Here is a 26965-nt window from a genome sequence, read left to right on the forward strand (position 1 = left end):
AGAGGTAGGAACCTTTTTGTTTAATCAAATTTTAATTTTTTTAATGCTTCTGCGAACGGGTTGTTTAATGGTTCTTCTTCTTTGTTCTGTTGTTTCATATATTTTTGAACGTCGCGCTTATCAGCTTTGTTTCCAGATTCTTTTTTACGTCTTTCTTGGAATGTTGATAATTTCTCGCGATAGCCACATTTACATGCAAAGATTTGACCTGCACCTTCACCACGTAATTCTAGTTTCTTCTTACATTGCGGACAGCGAGCGTTTGTTGTACGAGATACATTTTTACGATGACCACATTCACGATCTTGGCATACGAGCATTTTTCCCTTTTTGCCGTTTACTTCTAGCATTGGTTTACCGCAATCTGGACAAGACTTCGTTGAAATGTTGTCATGTTTATATTTTTTATCACTCGATTTAATTTCAGAAACGATTTCTTTCGTATAGTTCTTCATTTCAGAAATGAATACTTCTTTTTTCAATTTACCTTTTGCGATAGCCTCAAGTTTTTGTTCCCATTCACCAGTTAGTGTAGGAGATTTTAATTCTTCTGGTACTAAATCAAGTAACTGGCGACCTTTTGAAGTAATGTGAATATCTTTACCGCGTTTTTCAATTAAGAATGAATTGAATAGCTTGTCGATAATGTCTGCACGTGTCGCTACAGTACCTAATCCACCAGTCGATTTTAACGTATCAGCAAGTTGTTTATTTTGCGTATCCATATATTTTGTAGGATTCTCCATTGCTGAAAGTAAAGTCGCTTCGTTAAATCGTGCAGGTGCTTTTGTTTGACCTGATGTTTGCATAATTAACTTTACAGCTAATGTATCGCCTTTCTCAATGTGAGGTAGAAGTTGCTCTTTTACGTCATCAGTTACATCATCATCTTCAAAGCGATTTTCATATACTTCTTTCCAACCGGCATGTAGAATTGTTTTTCCGCGCGCAATGAACGTTTCATTGCCAACCTTTGTGCGTAACGTTAGTTGCTCATATTCGAATGCCGGGAATAACACAGCTAAGAAACGTTTTACAACTAAATCATAAATTTTGCGTTCTTTATCTGTGAATGCTGAGAAGTTAACGTATCCTTCTGTTGGAATAATCGCATGATGATCGCTTACTTTACTATCATCAACAAATGATTTGTTAGGTTTGATAGGCTTTTGTAATACTTTATGTGCGAAGGGACGGTATTCTCCAATACCACATGCTTTTAGACGTTCTGGAAGTGTTCCAACGATATCAGATGAAATGTAGCGTGAATCTGTACGAGGGTACGTTAGTACTTTATGCTGTTCATACAATTTTTGCATAATATTTAATGTTTCTTTAGCAGAGTAACCGAACTTTTTATTCGCATCACGTTGCAATTCAGTTAAATCGTAAAGACCAGGAGAGAATGACTTCTTCTGTTTCTTATCAATTTCCACAACAGTAGCATTTTGTTTATCTAAACGTTTTACAATACCATCGATTTTTTCTTTATTAAAACTACGGCTATTGCCATTTGCATCTTGCCAAGTAAGTTTGAGCTTCTCCATTGTTTGAGCTTCGATGCCGTAGTAAGTTTGTGCTTTGAAGTTCTTTATTTCATCCTCACGACTAGCAATCATAGCAACAGTAGGGGTTTGTACACGGCCGCAATTTAACTGGGCATTAAAGCGAGTCGTTAAAGCACGAGTTGCATTAAGACCGATATACCAGTCAGCTTCTGAACGCGCAACTGCTGAAGCGTATAAATTGTCATAGGCTTTACCTGGTTTTAAATTTGCAAAACCATCTTTAATTGCTTTATCGGTTACAGAAGAAATCCATAAACGTTTGATTGGTTTATTTAGCTTAACTTTATCGATAATCCAGCGTGCGACTAATTCCCCTTCACGTCCAGCGTCTGTTGCTACAATAATTTCATTTACATCTTTTCTAAGTAGCTGACTTTTTACAGCATTAAATTGTTTACCAGTTTGTTTAATAACCGTTAATTTCAAACGCTCAGGTAGCATCGGTAAATCTTCTAAATTCCACTTTTTATATTTCACATCATAACTTTCTGGATCTGCTAATGTAACGAGATGACCTAAAGCCCAAGTTACAATATATTTACTACCTTCAAGATAGCCGTTTCCTTTTTTATCACACTTCAGTACACGAGCAATATCTCGTGCAACGGAAGGTTTTTCAGCGATTACAACGCTTTTTGACATATTAAAAACATCCTTTCAAATTTCCATAAGTTAAATATAGCATACATCTTCTTGAGATTCAGTTTCGCTCCATATTTCAGCTGTTTTTAATGGAGTTAACAAAATCCCAACTGATTAAAGTTTCACTTTATCAGTTGCCTCTATATCAAATAGAAAAGTAAAGAACTTGTTATTTTACTAGAATAAGAGTAGACTTTGAAGTAGATGAATAAGAAACACATGGGAGTTTGTGGATACAAACTGAGAGTATGGCTACTAGTCCGTCATTGACCATTTGAACCTGTTGGATAATGCCAGCGTAGGGAGAGTGTAAAAGCACATATTCAGGCACTTTGCGTACGCGCAAAGTGTCTTTTTGTGTATCTCCCATCATTATAGTTAGGAGATGAAAAGGATGAATATGAAAGAAATTAGTAAAGTAGTGGATTTGGTGAGAGAATCTAATCCGCTTGTTCATAATATTACAAATGTTGTTGTAACAAATTTTACTGCTAACGGTTTGTTGGCACTTGGGGCATCGCCTGTAATGGCGTATGCGAAAGAAGAAGTAGCAGAAATGGCTAGCATTGCTGGAGCGTTAGTATTAAATATGGGGACACTTCGTCCTGAAGAAGTAGAAGCGATGTTACTCGCGGGTAAATCAGCAAATGCGAACAATGTGCCAGTACTATTTGATCCAGTTGGTGCAGGAGCAACTTCGTATCGAACAGAAGTTGCGAGACATATTCCGGCTGAAATTGAGTTAGCAATTATCCGCGGAAATGCAGCTGAAATAGCAAATGTTATTAATGAGAAATGGGAAATTAAAGGGGTAGACGCTGGTACTGGAAATGGCAATGTTGTAAGTATTGCAAGGCAGGCAGCAGATGAACTAAATACAGTTGCGGTCATTACTGGAAAAGAAGATGTTGTTACAGATGGAGAGAGAACTATTGTTATTCGAAATGGTCACCCTATTTTAACGAAAGTTACGGGAACAGGTTGTTTACTAACTTCTGTAATAGGAGCATTTGTAGCAGTGGAAAAAGATTATGTAAAAGCAGCAGTAGCAGCATTAACGTTTTATGGTGTAGCTTCGGAACTGGCAGCTGCTAAGACCGTGGAAAAGGGACCTGGTAGTTTCCAAATTGAATTTTTAAATCAGTTAGCGAATACTACTTCTAGTGATATTGAGAAGTATGGAAAGATTGAGGAGTTAGAGTAAGAGGGAGTGAAAGAAATGGCACGCATTGAAATAGATAAAATGTCTAAGCTATTGCAAGTGTATTTTATTATGGGAAGTAATAACTGCACGAGGGATCCTTTAGCTGTATTGAAAGAAGCGTTAGATGGTGGAGTGACAATTTTTCAGTTTCGCGAGAAGGGGGAAGGTTCTTTAATCGGAGAAGATAGAGTGCGCTTTGCAAAAGAATTGCAGACGCTTTGTAAGGAATATAGTGTTCCTTTCATTGTAAATGATGATGTAGAATTAGCCATTGAATTAGATGCAGATGGTGTTCATGTAGGACAAGATGATGAAGGAATTACATCTGTTCGTGAAAAAATGGGAGATAAAATTATCGGCGTATCTGCTCATACAATTGAAGAAGCACGCTTTGCAATCGAAAATGGAGCAGATTATTTAGGCGTTGGACCTATTTTCCCAACGAGTACGAAAAAAGATACGAAAGCGGTTCAAGGAACGAAAGGATTAGCCTATTTTAGAGAACAAGGAATTACAGTGCCAATCGTTGGTATTGGTGGGATTACAATTGAAAATACAGCGGCAGTTATAGAAGCGGGTGCGGACGGTGTTTCAGTTATTTCAGCAATTAGTTTAGCTGAATCTGCGTATGAAAGTACGAGAAAATTAGCTGAAGAAGTAAAGAGAAGTTTGTAGGGAAGGACGTGTAGTATTTTAAGTGCTACATGGAGAAATAGACTGCCCTAAAATTTAAACAAACGTTTGATTAAAAAAGCACAAACCTTTTTAAATAAAGGTTTGTGCTTTTTCTTTAAAACATAATTGAAATTAAGAGCATTCCAATTCCGATAGAAGTAAATGTTGCGATTAAGCCTGGAATCATAAAGCTATGATTTAATACGTATTTACCGATACCTGTTGTACCAGTACGGTCAAAGTTAATAGCAGCAACGATTGTTCCATAGTTTGGAATGAAGAAATATCCATTTACTGCAGGGAACATCGCAATCAGTAGCGCTGGTGGAATACCGAGTGATAATCCAAGAGGCATTAAAGCACGTACTGTGGCTGCTTGGCTGTACAGTAAAATAGATAGAATGAATAGTGCGATGGCAAATAGCCAAGGTGCACTTGTTACTAAATGCTGAATGGATCCTTGAATCATATTTAAGTTTCCATTAAAGAAAGTATCTCCCATCCAAGCGATACCGAAAATAGCAACAACTGCTGTTGCCCCCGCTTTAAAGACGTTACCAGACACAATGCTTTCTACATTTGGTTTACAGAAAATAATAATAAGAGCCGCGATAGTTAACATAACCATCTCAATTGTATTCGGCATGGAAAGACGGGCTAACTTCCCATCAACTATCCATCCTGGACGAAGTGCTTCAAATGAACCAAGAAGTACAACAAGGAAGGTTCCTACAAGGAAAAGGATAACTGATAATTTTGCGCCCTTTACACCTACAAATTCTTTTTTCTCTTCAAGCTTAGGAATCATTCCTTCTTTTAATCGTTTTAAGTATTCAGGGTCTTCATTTAATTCTTTTCCCATCTTACTAGCAACGAATGCTGCTAACATACAAGCAATGAAAGTGGAAGGAATACTCACTTTTAAAATATCTAATAAAGTGATTTTATAGTCAGCTAACATTGCTAAAAGAGCAACTGTGGCAGCTGAAATTGGACTAGCTGTAATTGCTTGTTGAGAAGCGATTACGGCAATCGACATTGGGCGTTCCGGTCTAATCCCTGATTCACGAGAGACTTCTGCAATAACAGGAAGTACAGAATAGGCAACGTGACCAGTACCTGCACATAGTGTGAATAAATAAGTAACAATTGGAGCAAAAAAAGTAATACGCTTTGGATTTTTTCGTAATGCCTTTTCAGCTAGATGAACAAGATAGTCCATTCCTCCAGCAGCTTGCAAAGCACCAGCAGCTGTAATTACTGCCAAAATCATAAGCATTACATCGATAGGAGGCGCGGTTGGTTGTAGGTGGAAGACAAAAACGAGTATTGCCATACCAACTCCACCCATTACTCCTAAACCAACTCCGCCTAGGCGTGCACCAATAAAAATACAGAGTAACAAGGTAAGAAATTGTAGCCAAAACATGATAAACTACCTCCGAAATTCATTAGTTAAGATATATTCGAATAGTTTAATTTGAATGAAAATTAAATAAATACCCGAAGAAATCCTTGTTATTTATACATTTTTTATTATATAACACAAAAAAAGTAACATTCACGTACTTTTTGAAATTATTTCGAAAAAGCAATGCATTAAAAATTTGTATTTATATCTCTAAATAAGTAGACATTTTGATTTATATGTTGTAATCTTTGAAAGAGAATAAATTAATTCTCATAGAACTCCCATATCGTTCAACTCGTTCAGCGAGAAAGGCAAACTGATGGAAACATGAGGACGCAAAACTACAGGAGCTAAGGTCGAAAGGCTACGCTAGCCAGTTACCGGACGGATAGGGTTGGTCTTGGCCAATGCTTTTACATTGGCTTTTTTTTATTCTCGAACATATTGAGAAACATTTTCAAACAAAATATCCATATATTTTGTTTTTTTGTTTGTGTTGATTAAGGAAGGTGGATATTAATGAAAAAATATTGGCATAAGTTATCGTTCCTTCAAAAGAACGTCTTATTAACCGTATTAGTTATTTTGACACTTGTTGGAAGTATGGGTGCATTAAGTTTCAATATGTTTCAAAATAGTATGATGTCTTTATTTGAAAGGCAGTCTATTGAAACAGGAGAAATAGTATTGAAAAAACTGGATGTAGAATTAGTTAGAGACATGGCGAAAGATCCTACAGCCGAAAAAGTGAAAAAAGAAAAGTTAACAGAGAAATTAGATGAAGTATCAAAAGAATTGAAAAGCGTTGGACAAACGTATGTTACAGGAGCAAAGCCGAATGAAAAGCGAGAATTACAACTCGTTGGTTTGACTACAGAGTTAACAAATGCGTTTCCTATAAAGCCGGGAGATTATTATGAACAACCCGCTCATTGGATGAAGGCATACGATAAAGTGATTGATACGAAAAAGGCTCAAATGACAGAAGTATATGAAGATGAAATAGGTTCGTGGGTGACAATATTAGAACCAATTACAGATGGAGAAAACAATATTATTGCAATTGTTGCCGCTGACTTAGATGCTTCCATTGTTCCTATTACAAAAGAGAAGTTTATGATACAGGGTTTACTCTTTATCATTATTTCATTAGCAATTGCGACTATTACTCAATTCTTTATCGTGCGTCACTCGCTAGCTCCGTTAAAAGATTTACGAGAAGGGTTACGTAAAATTGGTGAAGGTGACTTGAGTATTAAATTAAAAGAAAGACCAGATGATATTGGAATTATTAATGTTTATTTCAATAACACGATTGAAAAGTTTAAAGGGATTATAGATAAAGTAAGGCAAACTGCTGAGCAAGTTTCTTCTTCTTCACAAGAATTGTCGGCGAGTACAGAGGAAAACAGCATGGCAGTTCAAGAGATTGCAAGTTCTATTGAAGGTTTAAGAGTAGGGGCACAGTCTCAAAAAACTTCAGTACAACAATGTTTAGGGATTGTACATGGAATGGAAGATAAGGTAGAAGAGATAACTGGGGCTGCGAAACAAGTTGCGGTTGCTTCTGAAGGTATGGAACAACATTCAATTGAAGGTAATGAAGTGATTGGACAAATTATTAATCAAATGAGTTTAATCCAAAATGCAGTACAAGATTTGTCTTCCATCATTTATTCGTTAGAAACAAGGTCAAAAGAAATTAGTGATATCGTAACTGTAATTACAGGTATTTCAAATCAAACAAATTTATTAGCTTTAAATGCTTCTATTGAGGCTTCACGTGCTGGAGCAGCTGGAAGAGGGTTTGCAGTTGTTGCTGATGAAGTACGAAAATTAGCAGAACAGACGGAAGCGTCTGCTAAAGATATAGCGAAATTAATTGGTGAAACACAAGCTGAGACAGAAGATGCTGTAGTTTCCATGCAAAAAGGTTCAAAAGAAGTAGAAACTGGAATTTCGCTTGTTCAAAGTAGCGGAGATTTCTTTGAAAAAATCTCAAAATCAGCGCAATCTGTTACAGATCAAGTAAAAGCTGTTTCTGGTAATTCGAGTGATATTTTACAAAATAGCCAGAATATTGTTCAAGTCGTAAATGAATTATCACATATTGCAAATACTTATGCCAACAGCAGTAGTAATGTTGAAGAAAGCATGAAAGAGCAAGAAATATCAGTACAAGATATTGCAGAATTAGCGACTTCTTTAAGTTGGCTCTCTCAGGAATTACAAGAGCTTATTGGTGAGTTTAAAAGCGAATAAGGAGAAAGTTCAATTCTAATCAAGGGGGTATCTCCGCTACTGATTATGAATTGAACGAATCTGCCCTTTAATAAGGGATAAAAAAGGTGTGAATTTTCACACCTTTATTATATTTAAGAGAGGAATTTACATAAATATGAAATTAGCAATTTCTTATAGTGAGATGGTAAAAGAATTTTTAGAAAAAGTAGAAGGAAGTATTAAAATACCTAAAGATGTGCAAGGAACAGAACTTAGGATAAAAAGGAAAACGGAACTGTTTTCAAATTTGACTCACATTGTAGATTTAATAGGAGCGACTGCAACGTGGTTATATCATATTTCTAAAGAAAAACATATTGTCGTGCTTTATCATGTAAGAGGAAGTTTATTTCCGATTACTATTGAAGTTTCTAATTTTCTCTCTTATGAAAGTTTAAATTTACAAATTGAAGAGCAACTGGAGCAAATTAAAGAAATGAATGAGGAAGAAATAGAAGAGTTTCAAAACGGTAATACGTTATATGAAATGTCACCTATTATTATTGGTGAAACATATTATGAGCTAAAAGACACGAATACATTACAATTTGTATTTAGTAAAAATATGCAAAGTGTAGAAATAATATTTAATAGTGTTAATTGGAAAGAGACAACAATTACTCGTTATGCACAACAAATACAAGGTGTTTTAATTAATAAATCACAAAATAATAATAATCATATAAATAATTTTAATGTTATTACAGAGGCCGAGATGGCACTTTATAGTCAAGTGAATGATACGACAGCAGTATATCCTGAGAAAAGTATCGTCGATATGTTCTATAATACTGTTACTCAATTTCCAAATCGTATAGCTTTATCTTCAAGGGAAGGTACTTTAACTTATGAGGAGCTAAATAAAAAAAGTAATCAAATAGCTCATATGTTAATTAAAAACGGCGTCCAATTAGGAGACTATGTTGGAATATTTATGAAACGTAGCATAGACACAGTAGTAAGTATGGTAGCTATATTAAAAGCTGGTGCAGCGTATGTTCCGATTGATCCAGATTATCCGGAAAGTAGAATACAGTACATTATTCAAGATAGCCAAGCGAAAGTTATATTGATGAAAGAGACGCCTATAACATGTGATGGGGTTCAAACAGTTTCAATGTATGATAGTGAAACTTATGAAGATACAGATGTAAAGTTGTCTATTCATTGTGATGATATAGCTTATATGATTTATACATCTGGTTCAACAGGGAATCCAAAGGGAACGATGTTAGCACATAGAGGCGTTGTTAATCTGTATACTTGGATGAAAAAGCAATATGAATTGACAGAAGAGGATGTATTTGCCCAATTTCCTTCCTTTAGTTTCGATGCTTCTGTATGGGAGTCATTTGCTTCTTTATTCTGTGGAGGAAACTTATATGTACTATTAGAGGAAGAGCGATTGTCTGTAGAAGCATTTGCAAATGCAATCTATAAAGTGAAAGCAACTTCAATCTTGGCATTAGCAACAATTTTTGTTCGACAAGTAGCAACTTATTTAGCAGAAGAAGATATATATAAGCTAGCTTCCCTAAAAAGAATTGCGATTGGCGGTGAAATGTTGCCTGTAGAGGTTATTAAATTGTGGAGAGAAAGAATAGGTACAAATGTTGAAATTCATAATGTATACGGACCGACAGAATGTACTGTAGTGACGACAACCTATAAAATACCTAGTCAGTTAAATGAGGATGTTGCGAGTATTCCCATTGGTAAACCATGTGCTAATTATCAAGTTATGATTTTGGATGAGAATATGAATCTTTGTCCAATTGGTGTACCTGGTGAATTATATATAGATTCAGTGGGATTAGCAAAAGGGTATTTTAATAAGCCTAATAAAACAATTGAAGCTTTTATTCCGAACCCTTTTAATCCTATAGTTAATATATATAAAACAGGTGATATCGTTAAGTTGCTAGAGGATGGAAATATAGAGTTTTTACATCGGAAAGATGATCAAGTAAAAATTAGAGGACATCGTATTGAACTAGGCGAAATCCAAAGTAAAATTTCTCAAAATCATAATATAAAAGAAAATGCTGTTTTTGCTAAGAAGAGTAAGGAAGGTAGCCAATATTTAATCGCGTTCTATACAACTTTAAATAAAAAAGAAATACCAGAATTAGTTTATCAGTTACAAGAGCAATTACCAGATTATATGGTGCCATCTAAACTAATTTATATTAATGAATTACCACTTACACCTAATAAAAAGATTGATGTTAAGAAGTTAGCTCAGTTAGAAGAAAAGTATGAACCGGTTCGGCTACAAGAATATGTTGCACCTTCTAATAAAGCAGAAAAACAAATAGCGAACGCCTGGGCGGAAGTATTAGGAATTTCAAAAGTTGGAGTGCATGATGATTTCTTTACAATTGGTGGACATTCATTAAAAGTATTACGAGTCTTAACATTGTTAAAAGAAGATTTCTCACATTTAACAATTCAAGATTTCTTTAAAGAAAGAACGATATATGGATTAGCTCGAATTGAGCGAGAAGTAAAAGTAGAGAAAGAAGAAGTATTTCGTGAATATAAAGTGATTCACGAACCAGATACTATCACGTATGCAAACGTTTTGGAAGAAAACCAGATTTCAAATGTCTTTTTAACAGGAGCTACTGGTTATTTAGGATCACACATATTATATGAATTGTTGAGAGGTACATCTGCTACTATTTATTGTTTAGTAAGACCAACTAAAGATGTGCAGCAAAGAATTATAGATACATTAACAGGCTACTTTAATGATATATGTGAAGAATGGTTACAGCGTATACAGGCCGTAGCTGGTGATCTGGGAGAAGAGTATCTTGGGATGAGCGAAGAAGAATTTATGTTCATCAGTTCTAAGATGGATACGATAATTCATTGCGGTGCAGATGTAAGACATTTTGGAGATGTAAAACAATTTGAAAATATAAATGTCCAAGGAACTAGCCGTATGCTAACATTAGCGGAGAAAGGTGCTACATTCCATTTTATTTCTACAATTGGTATCCCGTTAGAATTAGCGGTAGATCAATGGGATACATACATGAAAACTGGTGATTTTAATTACAGTGTAGACTTAGAGAATGTATATTCAAATAGTAAACTACAAGCGGAAAACATTGTTCGTGAAGCAATGAAAAATGGTTTGCGTGGAAATATTTATCGTGCAGGTAATTTAGCATGTCATTCAGAAACAGGTTCGTTCCAACAAAATATTGAAGGAAACGCATTTTATCGTCTTATTAAAACAATGCTATTAATTGGGAAAGCACCAAATGTGAAGTGGAAAGTTGATTTCACACCAATTGATTTTGCTAGTAAATCAATTGTATCGTATTTGCAAGATGCGCAAATTATAGGAGAGACGTTACATATTTGTCATCCACATCAAATTGAGTTTGAACAATTTATACAGCTAATTGGAGAGTGTGGATACAATCTTGAAATGGTTCCACTTTCAGAATATGTAAATACCGGACTTGCATTAGCGAAGGGAAATGAAGTAATAGCAGAGTTAATTGCTTCTCAAGTTGCAGGAGATGGAGCGCAGCAATCTGAAATTGTAATGGGTACGCGTAGAACGAATAAATGGATTAAGAAAAAAGAATTGATAGTACCAGCAATTAATAAAGAATTTATTCAGCAGTTATTAGCTCATGGTGAAAAAGTTGGTTATTTTCCAAAAATAATGAAATGATTATGCATGCTTTTGTTTGTTCAATAAAATAAATCATGCTACAATGAAAACGAATTAAGGACCGGGGAGCCAATTGGCTGAGAGGATGTAAGTAAACATCGACCCTCAACCTGATCTGGATAATGCCAGCGTAGGGAGTTACTTAAAGTGATGTAGCATATGTTATTCTGTAATAACTTGCATACAAGGCTTTCCTACTGCGTAGGAAAGCCTTTTCTTATTTTTGAAATTTATTTTTATAAGGGGGATTTTATTATGTCACAACAAGTTACAATGTCATTTTCAGTAGTACCACAAGCAAAAACGAAAGATGTATATTCTGTTGTCGATAAAGCAATTGAAGTTGTGCAACAATCGGGAGTTCGTTATGAAGTAGGGGCAATGGAAACAACTTTGGAAGGAGAATTAGATGTACTTCTTGATGTCGTTAAACGTGCGCAACAAGCTTGCGTCGATGCTGGAGCAGAAGAAGTGATTACTTCTATTAAAATCCATTATCGTCCAAGCACTGGTGTAACGATAGATGAAAAGGTTTGGAAGTACCGTGATGAATATGCAAAACCAGAAGCAATCTAAACTTATTACAACTATTTGGCTTATCCTTCTCATTGCGATATGGGAAGGATCTGTTTCATTATTTAAAATCGAACCGTGGATTTTACCAAAGCCTTCTGCCATTGTTCAAGAATTAATTGGGATGAAAGATTTACTATTACCAAATACGATGCAAACACTGCAGGAAGTTATAATTGGACTATTCTTTGCAATTTTATTGGGGACGAGCATCGCAATTATTATGGACGTTATACCGTTATTTCGTATTTTAATAAATCCATTGCTCGTTATTTCGCAAACAATTCCAATTGTTGTACTTGCACCGCTATTTATTATTTGGTTTGGATATGGGATGTTACCGAAAGTAATGGTCGTAATACTCGTTTGTTTCTTCCCAATTGCGCTTAGTATTTTAGAAGGTTTTCAAACAGTAGATAAAAACATGCTGAAACTGTTACAAACAATGAAGGCGACAAAATGGCAAGTTTACCAGAAAGTAAAATTTCCAGCAGTGCTTCCATACTTTTTCTCAGGTTTAAAAATTGCAGTTACATATAGCGTAATGGGGGCAATTATCGGAGAATGGCTCGGTGCAAGTGAAGGATTAGGCGTTATGCTTACGAGGGCTACAAAATCCTTTTTGACTGCCCGAGTATTTGGTGTTGCAGCAATCATCGTTATGGTGACATTATGCCTGTATTTTATCGTAGAGTTTATGGCAAGAATAACAGCACCATGGATATATAGAAAGGACGGCAGAAAATGAAAAAAGGTTTGAAAGTTATGTTAGCTGCCTTAGTAGCGGTAGGTGTGGCTGGATGTAATCCGGCGAAGAAAGAAGAAAGTGCAAGTAAAGATCAAAAAGTAAAAGTAGTATTAGATTGGTTTCCAAATACGAATCATACTGGCTTGTATGTAGCGCAAACGAAAGATTATTACAAAAAGCAAGGATTAGATGTAGAAATTATTCAACCAGGTGACAATGTAACAGCAGAGCAAATGATAGCATCAGGAAAAGCAGACTTCGCAATAAGCGCACAAGAAAATGTAACGTTAGCTCGTGTGGAAGGAATTCCTGTTGTATCTGTAGGAGCGATTATTCAGCATAACACTTCAGCGTTTGCATCGCTTAAGAAAGATAATATGACGTCACCGAAAGATTTTGAAGGTAAACGTTACGGCGGCTGGGGAGGACCAGCGGAAGAAGCGACATTAAAGACGATTATGGATAAACATCAAGCTGATTTTAATAAAGTTGAAAAAATCATCTTAGGACAAACAGATTTCTTTAAATCAATCGGTCGTGATGCAGATTTCGAATGGATTTATTACGGTTGGGATGGTATTGAAGCGAAGCGCCAAGGAAAAGAGTTAAATACGATTATGGTGAAGGACTTAGATCCAGCGCTTGATTTCTATAGTCCTGTTATTATTACGAGTGAAAAACATACGAAGCAAGATAAAGACTTTGTAAAAAAGTTTATGAGTGCAACGACAGAAGGTTATAATTTTGCAATTAAGGAACCGAAAGAGGCTGCTGATATTTTAATTAAAGCTGTTCCAGATGTAAATAAAGATTTAGTTCAAGAAAGCCAAAAATGGTTAAGTACGAAGTATCAAGATGATGCTAAAGCATGGGGAGTACAGAAGGAAGAAATTTGGACGAATTACATGAATTTCTTATATGACAACAAAGTTATTAAAAAGAAAATCGATGTAAAAGATGCTTTTACAAATGAATTCCTTCCAAGTGAAAAATGAGCGGATTACAAATAAAAAATATAGTGAAATCTTTTGACGGAAAGAATGTATTAGAGAATATTAGTGCCTCTATACAAGAGGGAGAGTTTGTTTCCTTTGTAGGACCGAGTGGTTGCGGGAAAAGCACATTATTAAACATGATTGCAAATGTTGAAAAACCAACAAGCGGGAACGTAACGTATAACGATAAGCAAGTACAAGAGCAAGATGTTGTTAGTTATATGCCACAACAAGATTTATTACTACCGTGGCGATCAGCTTTGCAAAATATCGTTCTTCCGTTAGAAATTGAAGGAAAGCCGAAAAAACAAAGGCTGACAGAAGGAATGGAAGCATTAAAGCAGTTCCAACTAGATGAATATGCAGACCATTATCCAGATGAATTATCTGGTGGTATGCGTCAAAGAATTAGTTTTCTGCGCACATATTTATGTGAAAAGCCAATTATGCTGCTGGATGAGCCTTTTGGTAAATTAGATGCATTTACAAAAATGGAAGTACATAGCTGGCTTTTAAACTCTTGGCATCAAGAAAAGCAAACAATCGTTATGGTGACACATGACTTAGATGAGGCAATCTTGCTTTCAGATCGCGTATTTATTTTATCTCAAAGACCAGCGTCAATAGTTGGCGAGGTACAAGTGAAATTACCTAGGACGAGAACGATGGATATGTTAACATCACTCGAATTAAAAAAGGATAAAGAAGAGATTTTAAGTGTGTTAGCTCCTTATATGAAAAAATAGAAAAAGCTGATGTTTTAATTTTAGACGAACCGACTAATCATTTGGATGTAGAAACTAAGATGGCTTTACAGGAAGCGTTACAACAATACAAAGGAACGGTTTTAATTGTCTCACATGAACCTTCTTTCTATGAATCGTGGATAACAAAAGTATGGAATATAGAAGATTGGAATACTGAACAATATGAATAAAGAAAAGGCATTAGCTTTTAGGAGCTAATGCCTTTTCTTTGTGATTAACATGATTTTCGAGAACTCTTACATGAGAATTGTATGAAGAAGCACTCTTATGGTGCGCTTATAAGCGTGCTTTTTCTTTTGTTATATTTATAATACGAAAGCCTTTCCCTAACAGGTGACTATCTTTCTTTATATATATAGATAGTTCAAAATGGAATAAAAATAATTCCTTTATGTAAAGGATAATATGGATATTATAGGAAGACAATAGAAATTAAAGGAAATTCATGTAAAATTCAAATGAACTTCATATAAACTTCATATTAGAAATTAAATATAATTATAATAGGTTATTATGATATTTTTGATTTTTCGTAAAATTAAAAGTTTGAATTTAGGAGGTATTGCTCAAACCTAAATTCAAACTTTAGTGAATTAATTAATGGATATTACGTCTAGTTTTCGCTAATGACGGTATTTAAAAGTTCGGCAGGATTACCTGTTCCTGCACCGCCAATTGTAATAGATCCACTAGGAGGAATTTCACCATTCCATCCTGCGTTCGTAATTACATAATGATTATTTATTTTACTACTAATTTTAGAATCCCAAACTTGTGTTAAATTACCGCTATAATCAAATTCTAATTTCCAATTTTTAATAGGAGTCGTTCCATTATTTTTGATTATAATCGAGAAGTTATAACCGCTGCCCCAATTCGAAGTGACTGAAAATGTAGCAGTACCATTTCCATCAGGAGGTGTCGTATTAGCTTCATCCGTTTTGACAGTAAGAGCGGTAGGTTGTGATTTATTTCCAGCAGCATCTTTGGCAATTATTGAAAATGTGTATTCCGTATTAGGTTTTAAGTTTTTAATTGTAATGCTATTTGTTGTTGTACTCCATTTCTCTTCTCCAGCAGTAATTTCATATTCCATAACTCCTACGTTATCAGTAGATGCAGTCCAGTTTAATTGAACTGAGTTTGAATTTTTATTCGTAACTACAACGTTTTTAACATTCGTTGGTGGCTCAGTATCTTTTTGACTAATAGGTCCACCAAGTAATTCTTTTACTAGCGTATCAAGTAATTTTGGACCACTGCAACTATATTTTGGACTTGTACGGCAATCTCCGCTTAGTTCCCAAAACATTGCTCCACTTAAACCTTTCGTCTTTATATAGTCTGTTTTGTATTTCATAGATTCATTGTCATCGTAGCTAATAAATGTGCCTGTAGTTGCATTATATAAATAAGGTACTTTAGCTGTGTCATTCCAGTAGCGTACAAAACCATTTTTATTAACGTAATTGGCTGCTAAATCACCGTAATCATACACACCTGTGTCACCGGTAGAATAATCATCCCAAGTACCTTTAGAAGCAAGTTTCCCATCACTACCTGGTTTGCAAGGTTGATATTGTCCGTTATTTTCTTTGCCACAACTTTTCCAGCCACGTCCGTAAAAGGGTACGCCTAATACTAGTTTATCGACTGGAACACCTTCATTTGTATAAACATTTATAGCACCATCTACGTAAAAATTCGTATTTGCTGCTGGGTCATTTGGATCCTTATATAGAGCTGCATTATGATTAGAAGTAGCTTCCCATCCGCCGTGGAAATCATATGTCATAATATTAATCCAATCGAGTATTTGAGAAATTTTCTTTAGCTCTGTATGATCAGCGTAGCGTTGGCTTGCGCCTGAAGCGATTGTTAGTAAATATTGTTTGCCATCTTCAGCACCTGCTTTATTCAAAGCATTTCGGACATCTTGAAGAAGGAGAGTGAAATTTTGTTTATCTTCAGGACGATAACTACCACCAGGAATCGTTTCAACGCCCGGATATTCCCAGTCTAAATCTACGCCATCAAACCCATATGCGCGAAGAAAAGCTACTGTAGATTCAGCAAATACTTTTCTTGTTTTTTCATCAGCGGCCATATCAGAAAAGCGGTTAGACCAAGTCCAGCCACCAACGGAAATAATTGTTTTTAAGTGAGGATATTTAGCTTTTAATCGTTTTAGTTCCCCGAAATTTCCGCAACGGGCATATTTATCGCAATCTTCCCAAGTTGTCCCTGAGCCAGGATACGATTTGGTAACATCAGCCCATGGTTCACCGAGTACGAGAGTACCATTAGGAACCTCTTTATTTTGCAATGGTACACCAGATTCTTTACAGTTCCACGTTTGTTTATTTGGATTATCAGGATGAGTAGAAGGGTTTCCATGTTTTCCATTCCAACAAATATCCGCGAAAGCATAGTTAAGGTGAGTAAGCTTTGATGCATCAATGTCAGCAACTTGATAATTACGTCCGTAAACGCCCCACGAAGGAAAGTACCCAACAATTTTTTGACTTTGCTTTGGTGAATCTGCTAATGCGAGATTTGGAGTAATAAAATTTGTGAGAAAAAGAGGTAAGAAAAGTAGTAGAGATAGTAATAGCAGTGTGAATTTTTGAGACCTCATAGCCATTTCTCCTTTCAAAATAAAAGATATATTTAAAGGCATACGCCAATAAACCAAAATGAATCTAGACGTATGAAACGTCTAGATAAAATGATCAGACATCACGAAGTCTATACAAGGGAGCTGGGGGTGATTAAATCGTAACAAATGTAAGATTTAGTGTAAACGCTTTATTAAGTTGAAAAAGACTTTCTCAATACAAAAAGGCTTGAATACAAACTATATATGAAAACGAAAGATTGGTATGGGAAGAAAAAGCTCATTATAAATAAATTTGAGAAAAAATTGTATGGAGCCAATTATTAAAGACGTAGAAAGATAAGGAAATATCATGTAAAATAATAGTAAAAATATGTAAAGGAGGGAATGGTGTGGATGTGTTTTTGAACATTGCTGAAGAAAAAATTCGACAAGCAATACGGAATGGTGATCTTGATTATCTTCCGGGAAAAGGAAAACCACTACAATTAGAAGATCTTTCAATGGTACCTCCAGAACTTAGAATGAGTTATAAAATTTTAAAAAATGCGGGAATGATTCCACCAGAAATGGAACTACAAAAAGATATATTAAAAATAGAGGATCTAATTGCTTGCTGTTATGATGAAGAAGAGAGAAAGAAATTACGAGAAGAGTTAACAGCAAAAACTCTTCGTTTTCAGCAGGTAATGGAAAAGAGAAAGATTAAAGATAGTTCAGCTTTTCGTATGTATCAAGGCAAATTATTTCGTAAATTACGCTAAGAGGGATAAGATGACTACATTTAAAACGATAGAAGAATTAGCGACCTATATCGAAGAACAACAATTGGTACTTCTGTTTATTAAAACGGAAAATTGTGGTGTTTGTGATGTTATGCTAAGAAAAGTAAATTGCGTATTAGAGAATTATGATTACGTAGAGAAAATAGAGATATTACTACAAGACATGCAAGAGATTGCGGGGCGATATGGAGTATTTACAGGGCCAACAATTTTATTATTTCATAATGGAAAAGAAATTCTTCGTGAATCACGCTTCATTTCACTTGAAAATCTAGAGAGAATCATTCAATTATTCGAGGAATAGGGGAGGCTTTTATATGGGATTTATTATTGTCATACTATTATTTGTTGTAGTTGGAATAATCGTAACAGCAGTTCGATCGAACAAAAAGAAGGTGAACTTGGCGAAACAAAATAACATACATAATTCATCTAACAGCTCATCACCATTATTTTTCTTTGCTGGATCGGATAATGATAGCTCGCATGATGGCGGTTCACATGATTGTGGAGGCTCTTTTGGGGGAGATAGCGGAGGAAGCTGCGGTGGCGGTGGGGATTGATGAAAATGCGCCTTATATAGGCGTATTTCTTTTTAAACAAACGTTTGATTAATATTTTTAACATACTAAGGGGAATGGAAATGAAAAGGGAACCGAAAGTGAAAAATAAGGGGAAAGTAGTGTTATTTTTATTAGCTGCGGGAGGCGTATTTCTTGTTAAATTAGCATTTAAATTTGGAACAATACATATGATTCGAACTTGGTTTGAAAGTACGTTTTCTTAAATAAGGAATATAGCCTCTTGCGATAGAGGTTTTTGATTTGTTATTATTAGACTGAGCGGTCGGTTTAAAGAGGTGTGAATATGAGAAGAAGCGCAGAAGAGATAAAGAAAGAAATTGCATACAAAGCAGAAAGTCTATTTTCACAGAAGGGCTACGCAGCTACATCTATGGAAGAGATTTGTGAAATTACAGAGCGAAGTAAAGGAAGTATTTATTATCATTTTAAAAGTAAAGAAGAATTATTTTTATTTGTAGTGAAACAGCATACGTATGATTGGCTTGAAAAATGGAATGAAAAAGAGAAGTTGTATAGCACTAGTACTGAAAAACTATATGGTCTCGCGGAATATCATGTAGAGGACATACAGCAACCAATTTCAAATGCCATAGAGGAATTCTCTATGAGTCAAGTTGTAAGTAAAGAGATTTTGGAGGAACTATTAGCTTTAACTAGAGAATCATATGTTATGTTTGAGAAATTAATTGAAGCAGGTATACAGTCTGGAGAGTTCCGTGAAGATAATACTCGTGATCTTATGTATATTGTGAATGGATTATTATCAGGGCTTGGAGTACTTTACTACGAGCTAGATTATAAAGAGTTGAAGCGTATTTATAAAAAGGCAATAGATGTATTGTTAAAAGGAATGGCAGCTGAATAATAGGTCAGTTGCTTTTCTTACAAAATAAATTAGACTGAACGGTCGGTTTGTGAAAGGGGAATGAAAATGAACGCTTTATTTAAAAACCGAGCATTTATGCTCGTTATGGCGTCTGATATTTTACAACAATTTGCAATTTGGATCAGAAATATGGCTCTTTTGTATTTTATAATGGAGCGAACGAATAATGATCCGGTTTCTGTTTCTTTGTTATCAGTTATGGAATATGCACCTATTTTTATTTTCTCGTTTATCGGTGGTGCGCTAGCTGATCGCTGGAATCCGAAAAGAACAATGGTCACTGGAGATGTGTTGAGTGTACTGTCTATTATAGGAATTGTCCTGTTGTTAAAGCTGGATTATTGGCAGGCTATATTTTTTGCAACACTCATTTCCGCGATTGTAGGTCAGTTTTCTCAGCCCTCATCTTCGCGTATATTTAAGCGCTATGTAAAAGAAGAACAGGTAGCAAATGCGATTGCATTTAACCAAACATTACAGTCATTATTTCTAATTTTTGGACCAGTGGTAGGATCGCTTGTGTATACACAACTTGGTTTATTTACGTCACTATATAGCTTAATCATTTTATTTTTGTTATCTGCTATCGCCCTTTCATTTTTACCAAAATGGGTTGAAAAAGAGCAAGTGGCGAGAGATTCATTAAAAAATGATATAAAAGAAGGTTGGAAGTATGTTCTTCATACGAAAAATTTACGTATGATTACGATCACTTTCACCATTATAGGCTTAGCTGTTGGATTAACAACTCCATTAGAGGTGTTTCTTGTAATAGAACGCCTTGGAATGGAAAAGGAAGCAGTTCAATATTTAGCTGCAGCTGATGGAATAGGTATGTTAATTGGTGGTATTGTTGCTGCAATTTTCGCTTCAAAAGTGAATCCGAAAAAAATGTTTGTATTCGGTATGGGCATATTAGCAATGTCATTTTTAGTAGAAGGGCTATCTACATCATTTTGGATTACTAGTTTCATGAGGTTTGGAACAGGTATTTGTTTAGCTTGTGTTAATATTGTTGTCGGTACGCTTATGATTCAACTTGTACCAGAAAATATGGTTGGAAGAGTAAATGGGACGATTTTACCACTGTTTATGGGGGCAATGCTAATTGGAACTTCACTAGCTGGAGGATTAAAGGAACTAACTTCACTAGTTACTGTGTTTTGTATAGCAATGGCACTTATTTTATTAGCGATAGGGCCAGTTCTACGTATGCAAATAAAAAAAGAAGATGTTGCTAATAAAGAGGCACTAACAAATTCGTTAGCTTCGAAATAACTATTGTAAGGGAGCAATATTGCTCCCTTTTTCTTTGAGGAACTTTTGACAACTATATGAGCCAATTATATACTGATGTTGTAAAAACGATTTTACAGGTTAGGAGCAATGGTGTGAAAAATCAAATCTATGAATTACGCACTGAAAATAATATTTCACAAGGCGCATTAGCTGATAAATGTAAGGTTTCTAGACAAACGATAAATGCAATTGAGAATAATAAATATGATCCAAGTTTAGCGTTAGCATTCCGTTTAGCTGAAGTATTAGGAACAACTGTTGATAAATTATTTTTGTACAAGCAGTAGAGTCGTTCATTATAAGTCGGACCTTTAAAAATAAAAAAGATCCTCTTCTTATGAGAAGAGGATCTTTTCTTATAGCGTTTTAGTCTTTGGACTAGGTGGTGTAACGGATGTATTATTTTCTGGAACTCTAGTTAGTAAAAATCCTCCGATAATAAACAGAACAATAATACTAAGAACACCAGCGTTTGTTTTTCCTGTTAATTGGGTTGTAACACCGACTAATACCGGACCCATAATTGCGGCAAACTTGCCAAATATATTATAAAATCCGAAGAATTCATTAGCAGATTCTTTAGGTACTAGTTTTGCAAAGTATGAACGACTTAGTGCTTGAATACCACCTTGAGATGTAGCAACTAACATTGCTAAAATCCAAAAATCAAGTGTCGTTTTTAAAAAATAAGCATATGTGCAAATAATGATATAAATAATGATACCGACATATAACATTTTTTTACCAGTAAATGTTTCAGATAATTTTCCGTATAGTAAAGCAAATGGACAAGCGACAATTTGTGTTACAAATAATATGATTAATAGATTCGTTGCACTAATACCGAGATCGGTTCCGTAAGCGGTAGACATAGTAATAATTGTGTCGACTCCGTCAATATAGAAAAAGTAAGCGATTAGAAACATAAATACAGTTTTATATTCTTTAATATTTTTAAAAGTATCAGCAAGACGTTTGAAGCTCATTCTAATAGGTCTTGGATGACGCTCAATATAGTGTGTTTGCTCTACGTTTTTTAGCATTGGAATTGTAAATAATCCCCACCAAAGAGCTGTTATTGCAAAGGAAATTTGACTAGCAATGCCGACCGATAAGGGAATAGTTCCTTTTTGGGAAAGAATAATAAGAGCGATACAACCGATAAAAGGAATTGTACTCCCGATATAACCTAATGCAAATCCTCTTGTAGAAATTCGGTCCATTCTATCTTCAGAAGTGACGTCTACTAAAAATGCATCATAGAAAATGTTTGCTCCAGCAAAGCCGATTAAGGCGAGCATATAGCACCCTAGCAATAAGTACCACTGAGAGGTTGGAACGACTGCTAACATACTTGTAAATACGATACCGAGTCCAAAGAAGAATGTGAAAAAACGTTTTTTAAATCCTTTATAATCAGCAACTGTGCCAAGAATAGGAGCAAGTATAGAAATTAAAAGTGTTGCGAATGAGTTTGCATATCCCCAATATGCTGTTGAAGTTGCCCCAGATAGTCCAGCTTCTTTTGCAGCTGCTTTAAAGTAAATTGGAAATAATGCAGTTGTAATGACGAGCGAGTATACAGAGTTCGCCCAATCGTATAATATCCAGCTTTTTTCTTGTCTGGACATTTTCTTCATATAATGTTCCCCCTTAAATTTGTTTTACTAACAGTGTACAAAAATAAAAATTATAAAAAGAGAAACAGTGATGAATTTTACATAACTTTTACATATATACACTGTTCTTTACAATTGGAGTAAATCCTCTACAATTGCTCCGTCTGTTTCACCTAAGTGTAAACCGAGTAGTCTAGCGATAGTTGGACCTTCATCAATAAGTCTCATATACGGGACGGTAACGCCACTTTTTATTCCTTTCCCAGCAGCGATAAAAATTGTTTCATAGTTAGGTTTTGTTGGAGAGTATCCATGCGTACCAAATGTATATTTTTTACTAGGCGTAACATCTTTTTCGGTAATTTCTTTTATAAAATCTCCTGTATAGTTTTCAGTGAAATAATACCCTTCTCGTGCTTCTAACATGAATAAACAATTACCGTCTGCACCGCAGTCTTTCGCAGCTTCATCATGAAGTATAAATTCAATTCCGTTTTGTTTATTTTGAAGTAGCTCTTCAAGGAGTAGTTGTACCTCCCGAATTGTATCCGTATCATTTTTGTCCTTTACATATACATAGGCAGAGCCGTCGCAACTTTGGCAATAGGCTTTCCAGTCTACTAATTTTCTTTTTTTATTAAGAGATATAAGTCCTCTTTGATGGAATAGCACATTTAATTGTATGGATTTGTTTTCACTTAAAGCGCTATGATCACCAAGGGCAATAATTGTACTTTCTTCGTATAAGTCACTTTCTTTTAGTGCTTGAATAATTTTCCCTAGACGTTCGTCGTGTCTCTGGATAGCAGCTATTGTTTCGTTAGATTCAAAGCCGTGATAGTGTCTTTGTGTGTCTAGATCGGTGAAATGTACGAACATGATATTAGGCTTTTTCGTCTGGATTGTATGCACAGCAGAGGCGAGGACGAAATCATCCAGCTCTGGTTGTGATAAACCATTTCTTATATGGCCGAAACGACGATTTAAATCTAATTGGTATAGTGGGCTACCGCTAAATAAGGAAACTAACACTTGATTTTGCCAAGGTCTATTTGGAAAAATTTCTGGTAAATTGTAATCGATGTTCGCTCTTCCAGTAACAGGCCATAGAAGGGCAGCTGTCGTTAAATTTGCTTTGCGCGCTTCATCATACAATGTTGTTCCTTTTATTGATTTTCGGTACCAATGCCAATCAGGTGATTCACGCCCTGGTTGAAGTAACGTATTGCTAACAACACCGTGCTTGTTAGGGTAATTACCGGTTACGATTGTTGAGTGGCTTGGATATGTTACAGAAGGATAAATTGGTTCTACTTTTTCGACAACCGTGCCCTTTTTTATTAGAGATTCGAAATGAGGTAGTTTTTGTAGTATAGGAAAATCTAAAGCTGATAAACAGTCGAATGATAAAATAATGACATGGTTTGTTAATGCTTTATCCATAAAGTTCCCTCCTGATTATATAAAACCTATTCTTATATATTACTATTAATACCTAGTAATAAAAATATATTTTTATGTGAAAATTTATTATTTATTTTCAGAAAAATTAAACATATAATTAAGTATAAGGGAATCTATGGAAGGAGGAAACACTATGGATTGGTTAGATGGATTTGGTATCTTTTACATCATTGGCGGAATCACGATTATCCTTGTATTTGCTATTTCATATTTACTAAAGAAACGGTTTCCAGACAAACAGTTCGATATTATATTTGCACTTAGTTTAATACTTCTTTGCTTAGCGTCCTTTCCCGTTACAATGATTGTTATTGGTGGGTGGGAAGGAATGGGATATGGATTTATTGGTTTCTTCGTTCTACTTGGTACACTTATCGGTATGATTGCACATCAACTTGTGAAAATTACGCGGAAAAGCTACGTATAAAACTGCAAAAAATGAAAAGAATATATAAAAATAAGAAAATTAGCTATTGTTTTAAAAAAGAATTTGTATTATGATAATCAACAAATTTATTTCGTTATAACGATGAAAAAGGACTAGTACATGTTCAACCTTTTTAGCAGAGAGAGAATCCGTCAGGCTGAAAGATTCTTAAAAAGGCAATATGGAACCTGCCTTTGAGTTCTGCATATGCAGCGGGAATTTCCCGTTATCAAAAAGAGAGCATGCGCAATTTTTGTGCATGAATCAGGGTGGTAACGCCGACAAAGCTCGGTCCCTATTTAGGGACGCGGGCTTTTTTGTATTTTCTAGAAGGAGGAAGACTGACTATGGCAAAAGAACAAGTGCAAGCCATTACGAAGATGGAAGAGGACTTTGCGCAGTGGTATACCGATATTGTAAAAAAAGCCGAACTTGTTGATTATTCAAGTGTAAAAGGATGCATGATTTTACGTCCGTATGGTTATGCCTTATGGGAGAATATGCAGAAGGTGATGGATGAGAAGTTAAAAGAAACTGGCCATGAAAATGTATATATGCCAATGTTTATCCCAGAGAGTTTATTGCAAAAAGAGAAGGATCATGTTGAAGGATTTGCTCCTGAAGTAGCATGGGTTACGCATGGTGGAGATGAAAAGTTAGCGGAAAGACTTTGTGTACGTCCTACATCTGAAACTTTATTCTGTGAGCACTTTTCAAAAATTGTGCAATCCTATAATGATTTGCCAAAGTTATATAATCAGTGGTGTTCAGTAGTTCGTTGGGAGAAGACAACTAGGCCGTTCCTTCGTACGACTGAATTTTTATGGCAAGAGGGTCATACAATCCATGAAACGGCAGAAGAATCGCAGGCTGAAACATTAAATATTTTAAACTTATATGCTTCTTTCTGTGAGGATTATTTAGCAATACCAGTTATTAAAGGACAAAAAACAGAAAAAGAGAAGTTTGCTGGAGCAAAGGCAACTTATACAATTGAAAGTTTAATGCATGATGGAAAAGCACTTCAAACAGGAACCTCTCATAACTTTGGGACGAATTTCTCAGAAGCATTTGATATTAAGTTTTTAGATCGTAACGGTAAGTGGCAATATGTGCACCAAACATCTTGGGGTGTATCAACAAGAATGATAGGCGGGCTAATAATGGTTCATAGTGATAATAATGGACTTGTAATGCCACCAAAAGTCGCTCCAGTGCAAGTTGTTATTGTACCAATTGCTCAGCATAAAGAAGGAGTTTTAGCAAAAGCAACAGAGTTACAAGCACATATTCAAAAGGTTGCACGAGTAAAAATAGATGCTAGTAATAAAACACCAGGCTGGAAATTTAATGAGTATGAAATGAAGGGGATTCCAATTCGATTAGAAGTTGGCCCTAAAGATATTGAAAAGAATCAAGTTGTACTTGTAAGAAGAGATACGAAGGAAAAAGAGTTTGTACCAATGGATCAATTAGAAGAACGTATTCCAGCATTACTTGAAGAAATTCATATTGCTTTATTTAATAAAGCAAAAGCATTTCGCGATGAGAATACGTATGTTGCGACAAATTTCGAAGAGATGAAAAAAATAGCTGATGAAAAGCAAGGCTTTATTAAGGCAATGTGGTGCGGGGAATTAGCTTGTGAAGAAAAACTAAAAGAAGAAGTTGGCGTATCTTCACGTTGTATGCCTTTTGAGCAAGAGCATTTAGCTGAAGAATGTATTTGTTGTGGTAAAGAAGCTAAACAAATGGTGTATTGGGGAAAAGCGTATTAATACTTTTTCTGATAGGTGATAAAAGGACTTTGGGCTGCATAATAAAATGTAATCCAAAGTCCTTTTTAGTTTTATACAGTATTTCATGTACTTTTTAGATGGAAGGATGTTGTTCTTATTTTACGTTTTTACGACGAATAAACAGTAACATACCAATTAGGAATGTTGAAAGCCCCATTAAAATAGATATAGGGTAATGCGTTGCAGTATTAGGTAATTTATCACCTTGTTTTTTCGTATTATCTTTTACATTACCCCCTTGAGAACCGTTGCCCTCCTGAGAATTGCTATCGCCTTTAACACGATTGCCACCTTGAGAACCGTTGCCCTCCTGAGAATTGCTATCACCTTTAACACGATTGCCGCCTTGAGAGCCATTGCCGCCAGAACCGTTACCACCAGAACCGTTACCGCCAGAACCATTGCCACCAGAGCCATTGCCGCCAGAACCGTTACCGCCAGAACCATTGCCACCAGAACCGTTACCGCCGGAACCATTACCGCCAGAACCGTTGTCACCAGATCCACTGCCGCCAGAACCGTTGCCACCAGAACCATTGCCACCGGAACCGCTGCCGTCAGAGCCACTACCACCAGAACCGTTACCGCCGGAACCATTGCCACCAGAGCCACTGCCACCAGAACCGTTACCGCCAGAACCATTGTCACCAGAACCAGTATCGTCCTGAGAACCGTTATTTCCTGGAGGTATATTATTATCCTTTGAGTTTCCTTCTGCAAAATGATCGCTATTTTGTACAATAGCGTTTGTTAATGGTTGGAAGTTTTCAGTTGCAGCATTACCGATATTTAAACCGCTAAAAAAAGATAAAGAGAGTGTTGATGCTAAAATGAAGATTTTCGTCATGGTTTTCCTCCTAAGAGATTAATGTTCCATCTAAAATACATCCCTTTGTAATATTTCTTAGGAAAAAGAGTTTTA

At 35.4% G+C, this 26965-nt stretch carries 23 protein-coding genes, 1 pseudogene, 3 riboswitches and 1 other annotated feature; of the genes and pseudogenes, 18 read left to right on the forward strand and 6 right to left on the reverse strand.

Annotated features, from left to right (window positions below):
• Nucleotides 1-20: 20 nt before the first annotated feature.
• Nucleotides 21-2210: a DNA topoisomerase III gene (gene topB / locus MR136_RS24960; RefSeq protein ID WP_000047291.1), complete on the reverse strand. Its 2190-nt coding sequence runs from the start codon at nucleotides 2208-2210 to the stop codon at nucleotides 21-23.
• A 209-nt stretch (nucleotides 2211-2419) separates the two neighbouring features.
• Nucleotides 2420-2532, forward strand: a riboswitch (TPP riboswitch).
• Between the two features lie 72 nt (nucleotides 2533-2604).
• Between topB and thiM the strand changes: the two genes are divergently transcribed.
• Nucleotides 2605-3414, forward strand: coding sequence for a hydroxyethylthiazole kinase (gene thiM, locus MR136_RS24965; RefSeq protein ID WP_001056096.1), 810 nt, complete (start codon nucleotides 2605-2607; stop codon nucleotides 3412-3414).
• Between the two features lie 15 nt (nucleotides 3415-3429).
• Nucleotides 3430-4089, forward strand: coding sequence for a thiamine phosphate synthase (gene thiE / locus MR136_RS24970; RefSeq protein WP_000090960.1), 660 nt, complete (start codon nucleotides 3430-3432; stop codon nucleotides 4087-4089).
• A 115-nt stretch (nucleotides 4090-4204) separates the two neighbouring features.
• Here the strand turns inward: thiE and MR136_RS24975 are convergent, their stop codons facing one another.
• On the reverse strand, nucleotides 4205-5518 hold the full coding sequence (locus tag MR136_RS24975; RefSeq protein WP_000498704.1) for an anaerobic C4-dicarboxylate transporter family protein: 1314 nt from the start codon (nucleotides 5516-5518) through the stop codon (nucleotides 4205-4207).
• A 282-nt stretch (nucleotides 5519-5800) separates the two neighbouring features.
• Nucleotides 5801-5885: riboswitch (cyclic di-GMP riboswitch) on the forward strand.
• A gap of 134 nt (nucleotides 5886-6019) precedes the next feature.
• Here MR136_RS24975 and MR136_RS24980 point away from each other — a divergent pair.
• The 7 genes and pseudogenes from MR136_RS24980 to MR136_RS25010 all read left to right on the forward strand — a co-directional run.
• Nucleotides 6020-7762, forward strand: coding sequence for a methyl-accepting chemotaxis protein (locus MR136_RS24980; RefSeq protein ID WP_000761079.1), 1743 nt, complete (start codon nucleotides 6020-6022; stop codon nucleotides 7760-7762).
• Between the two features lie 136 nt (nucleotides 7763-7898).
• Nucleotides 7899-11480 (forward strand): non-ribosomal peptide synthetase family protein, encoded by a 3582-nt coding sequence (locus MR136_RS24985; RefSeq protein WP_000761481.1) that lies wholly within the window; start codon nucleotides 7899-7901, stop codon nucleotides 11478-11480.
• Between the two features lie 52 nt (nucleotides 11481-11532).
• Nucleotides 11533-11634, forward strand: a riboswitch (TPP riboswitch).
• Nucleotides 11635-11735: 101 nt separating this feature from the next.
• Nucleotides 11736-12056, forward strand: a complete 321-nt coding sequence (locus MR136_RS24990) for an MTH1187 family thiamine-binding protein (RefSeq protein ID WP_000082906.1) — start codon at nucleotides 11736-11738, stop codon at nucleotides 12054-12056.
• A complete protein-coding gene (locus MR136_RS24995) occupies nucleotides 12028-12801 on the forward strand; it encodes an ABC transporter permease (RefSeq protein WP_001057166.1) in 774 nt (257 codons plus the stop codon). The genes MR136_RS24990 and MR136_RS24995 overlap by 29 nt, the downstream gene beginning before the upstream one ends.
• Complete coding sequence (locus tag MR136_RS25000; RefSeq protein WP_000715573.1) at nucleotides 12798-13796, forward strand: ABC transporter substrate-binding protein; 999 nt, start codon at nucleotides 12798-12800, stop codon at nucleotides 13794-13796. The genes MR136_RS24995 and MR136_RS25000 overlap by 4 nt, the downstream gene beginning before the upstream one ends.
• The gene (locus tag MR136_RS25005; RefSeq protein ID WP_017673767.1) at nucleotides 13793-14542 is read left to right on the forward strand and encodes an ABC transporter ATP-binding protein; all 750 of its coding nucleotides are present in this window, start codon (nucleotides 13793-13795) and stop codon (nucleotides 14540-14542) included. Before MR136_RS25000 ends, MR136_RS25005 begins: the two co-directional genes overlap by 4 nt.
• Nucleotides 14539-14733 (forward strand): annotated as a pseudogene (locus tag MR136_RS25010) (P-loop NTPase family protein); the annotation flags it as partial. The gene MR136_RS25005 and the pseudogene MR136_RS25010, both read left to right, overlap by 4 nt.
• Nucleotides 14734-15176: 443 nt before the next feature.
• On the opposite strand, the gene MR136_RS25015 reads toward MR136_RS25010, so the two are convergent.
• Nucleotides 15177-17201, reverse strand: coding sequence for a glycosyl hydrolase family 18 protein (locus MR136_RS25015; protein WP_017673768.1), 2025 nt, complete (start codon nucleotides 17199-17201; stop codon nucleotides 15177-15179).
• Between the two features lie 371 nt (nucleotides 17202-17572).
• Here MR136_RS25015 and MR136_RS25020 point away from each other — a divergent pair, with 371 nt between their 5' ends.
• From MR136_RS25020 to MR136_RS25050, 7 genes are all read left to right on the forward strand, one after another.
• Entirely contained in the window at nucleotides 17573-17944 is a 372-nt protein-coding gene (locus MR136_RS25020; RefSeq protein WP_000382376.1) for a DnaJ family domain-containing protein, read from the forward strand.
• A gap of 10 nt (nucleotides 17945-17954) precedes the next feature.
• Complete coding sequence (locus MR136_RS25025) at nucleotides 17955-18269, forward strand: thioredoxin family protein (RefSeq protein WP_000206515.1); 315 nt, start codon at nucleotides 17955-17957, stop codon at nucleotides 18267-18269.
• Between the two features lie 13 nt (nucleotides 18270-18282).
• Nucleotides 18283-18528, forward strand: coding sequence for a hypothetical protein (locus tag MR136_RS25030; protein WP_000505774.1), 246 nt, complete (start codon nucleotides 18283-18285; stop codon nucleotides 18526-18528).
• An 80-nt stretch (nucleotides 18529-18608) separates the two neighbouring features.
• Entirely contained in the window at nucleotides 18609-18752 is a 144-nt protein-coding gene (locus MR136_RS25035; protein ID WP_000817981.1) for a hypothetical protein, read from the forward strand.
• Between the two features lie 80 nt (nucleotides 18753-18832).
• The gene (locus MR136_RS25040; RefSeq protein WP_001254439.1) at nucleotides 18833-19414 is read left to right on the forward strand and encodes a TetR/AcrR family transcriptional regulator; all 582 of its coding nucleotides are present in this window, start codon (nucleotides 18833-18835) and stop codon (nucleotides 19412-19414) included.
• A gap of 66 nt (nucleotides 19415-19480) precedes the next feature.
• The gene (locus MR136_RS25045) at nucleotides 19481-20713 is read left to right on the forward strand and encodes an MFS transporter (protein WP_000992579.1); all 1233 of its coding nucleotides are present in this window, start codon (nucleotides 19481-19483) and stop codon (nucleotides 20711-20713) included.
• Nucleotides 20714-20769: 56 nt separating this feature from the next.
• Nucleotides 20770-21021 carry a helix-turn-helix transcriptional regulator gene (locus MR136_RS25050; RefSeq protein ID WP_002023181.1) on the forward strand — a complete coding sequence of 84 codons (252 nt, stop codon included), beginning with the start codon at nucleotides 20770-20772 and terminating at the stop codon, nucleotides 21019-21021.
• A 69-nt stretch (nucleotides 21022-21090) separates the two neighbouring features.
• Here the strand turns inward: MR136_RS25050 and MR136_RS25055 are convergent, their stop codons facing one another.
• Nucleotides 21091-22374, reverse strand: a complete 1284-nt coding sequence (locus MR136_RS25055) for an MFS transporter (RefSeq protein WP_000738812.1) — start codon at nucleotides 22372-22374, stop codon at nucleotides 21091-21093.
• 108 nt (nucleotides 22375-22482) lie between these two features.
• Nucleotides 22483-23796, reverse strand: a complete 1314-nt coding sequence (locus MR136_RS25060) for an alkaline phosphatase family protein (protein WP_017673773.1) — start codon at nucleotides 23794-23796, stop codon at nucleotides 22483-22485.
• 154 nt (nucleotides 23797-23950) lie between these two features.
• Here MR136_RS25060 and MR136_RS25065 point away from each other — a divergent pair, with 154 nt between their 5' ends.
• Nucleotides 23951-24244: a YesK-like family protein gene (locus MR136_RS25065; protein WP_000383850.1), complete on the forward strand. Its 294-nt coding sequence runs from the start codon at nucleotides 23951-23953 to the stop codon at nucleotides 24242-24244.
• Nucleotides 24245-24337: 93 nt separating this feature from the next.
• Nucleotides 24338-24544 (forward strand) — a binding site (T-box leader).
• A 47-nt stretch (nucleotides 24545-24591) separates the two neighbouring features.
• Entirely contained in the window at nucleotides 24592-26022 is a 1431-nt protein-coding gene (gene proS / locus MR136_RS25070) for a proline--tRNA ligase (RefSeq protein WP_001040977.1), read from the forward strand.
• Nucleotides 26023-26137: 115 nt separating this feature from the next.
• Here the strand turns inward: proS and MR136_RS25075 are convergent, their stop codons facing one another.
• Entirely contained in the window at nucleotides 26138-26890 is a 753-nt protein-coding gene (locus tag MR136_RS25075; RefSeq protein ID WP_017673774.1) for an LPXTG cell wall anchor domain-containing protein, read from the reverse strand.
• Between the last annotated feature and the right edge of the window lie 75 nt (nucleotides 26891-26965).

The sequence above is a fragment of the Bacillus cereus group sp. BfR-BA-01311 genome (assembly GCF_022664295.1).
GTDB classification, from domain to species: Bacteria; Bacillota; Bacilli; order Bacillales; family Bacillaceae_G; genus Bacillus_A; species Bacillus_A cereus.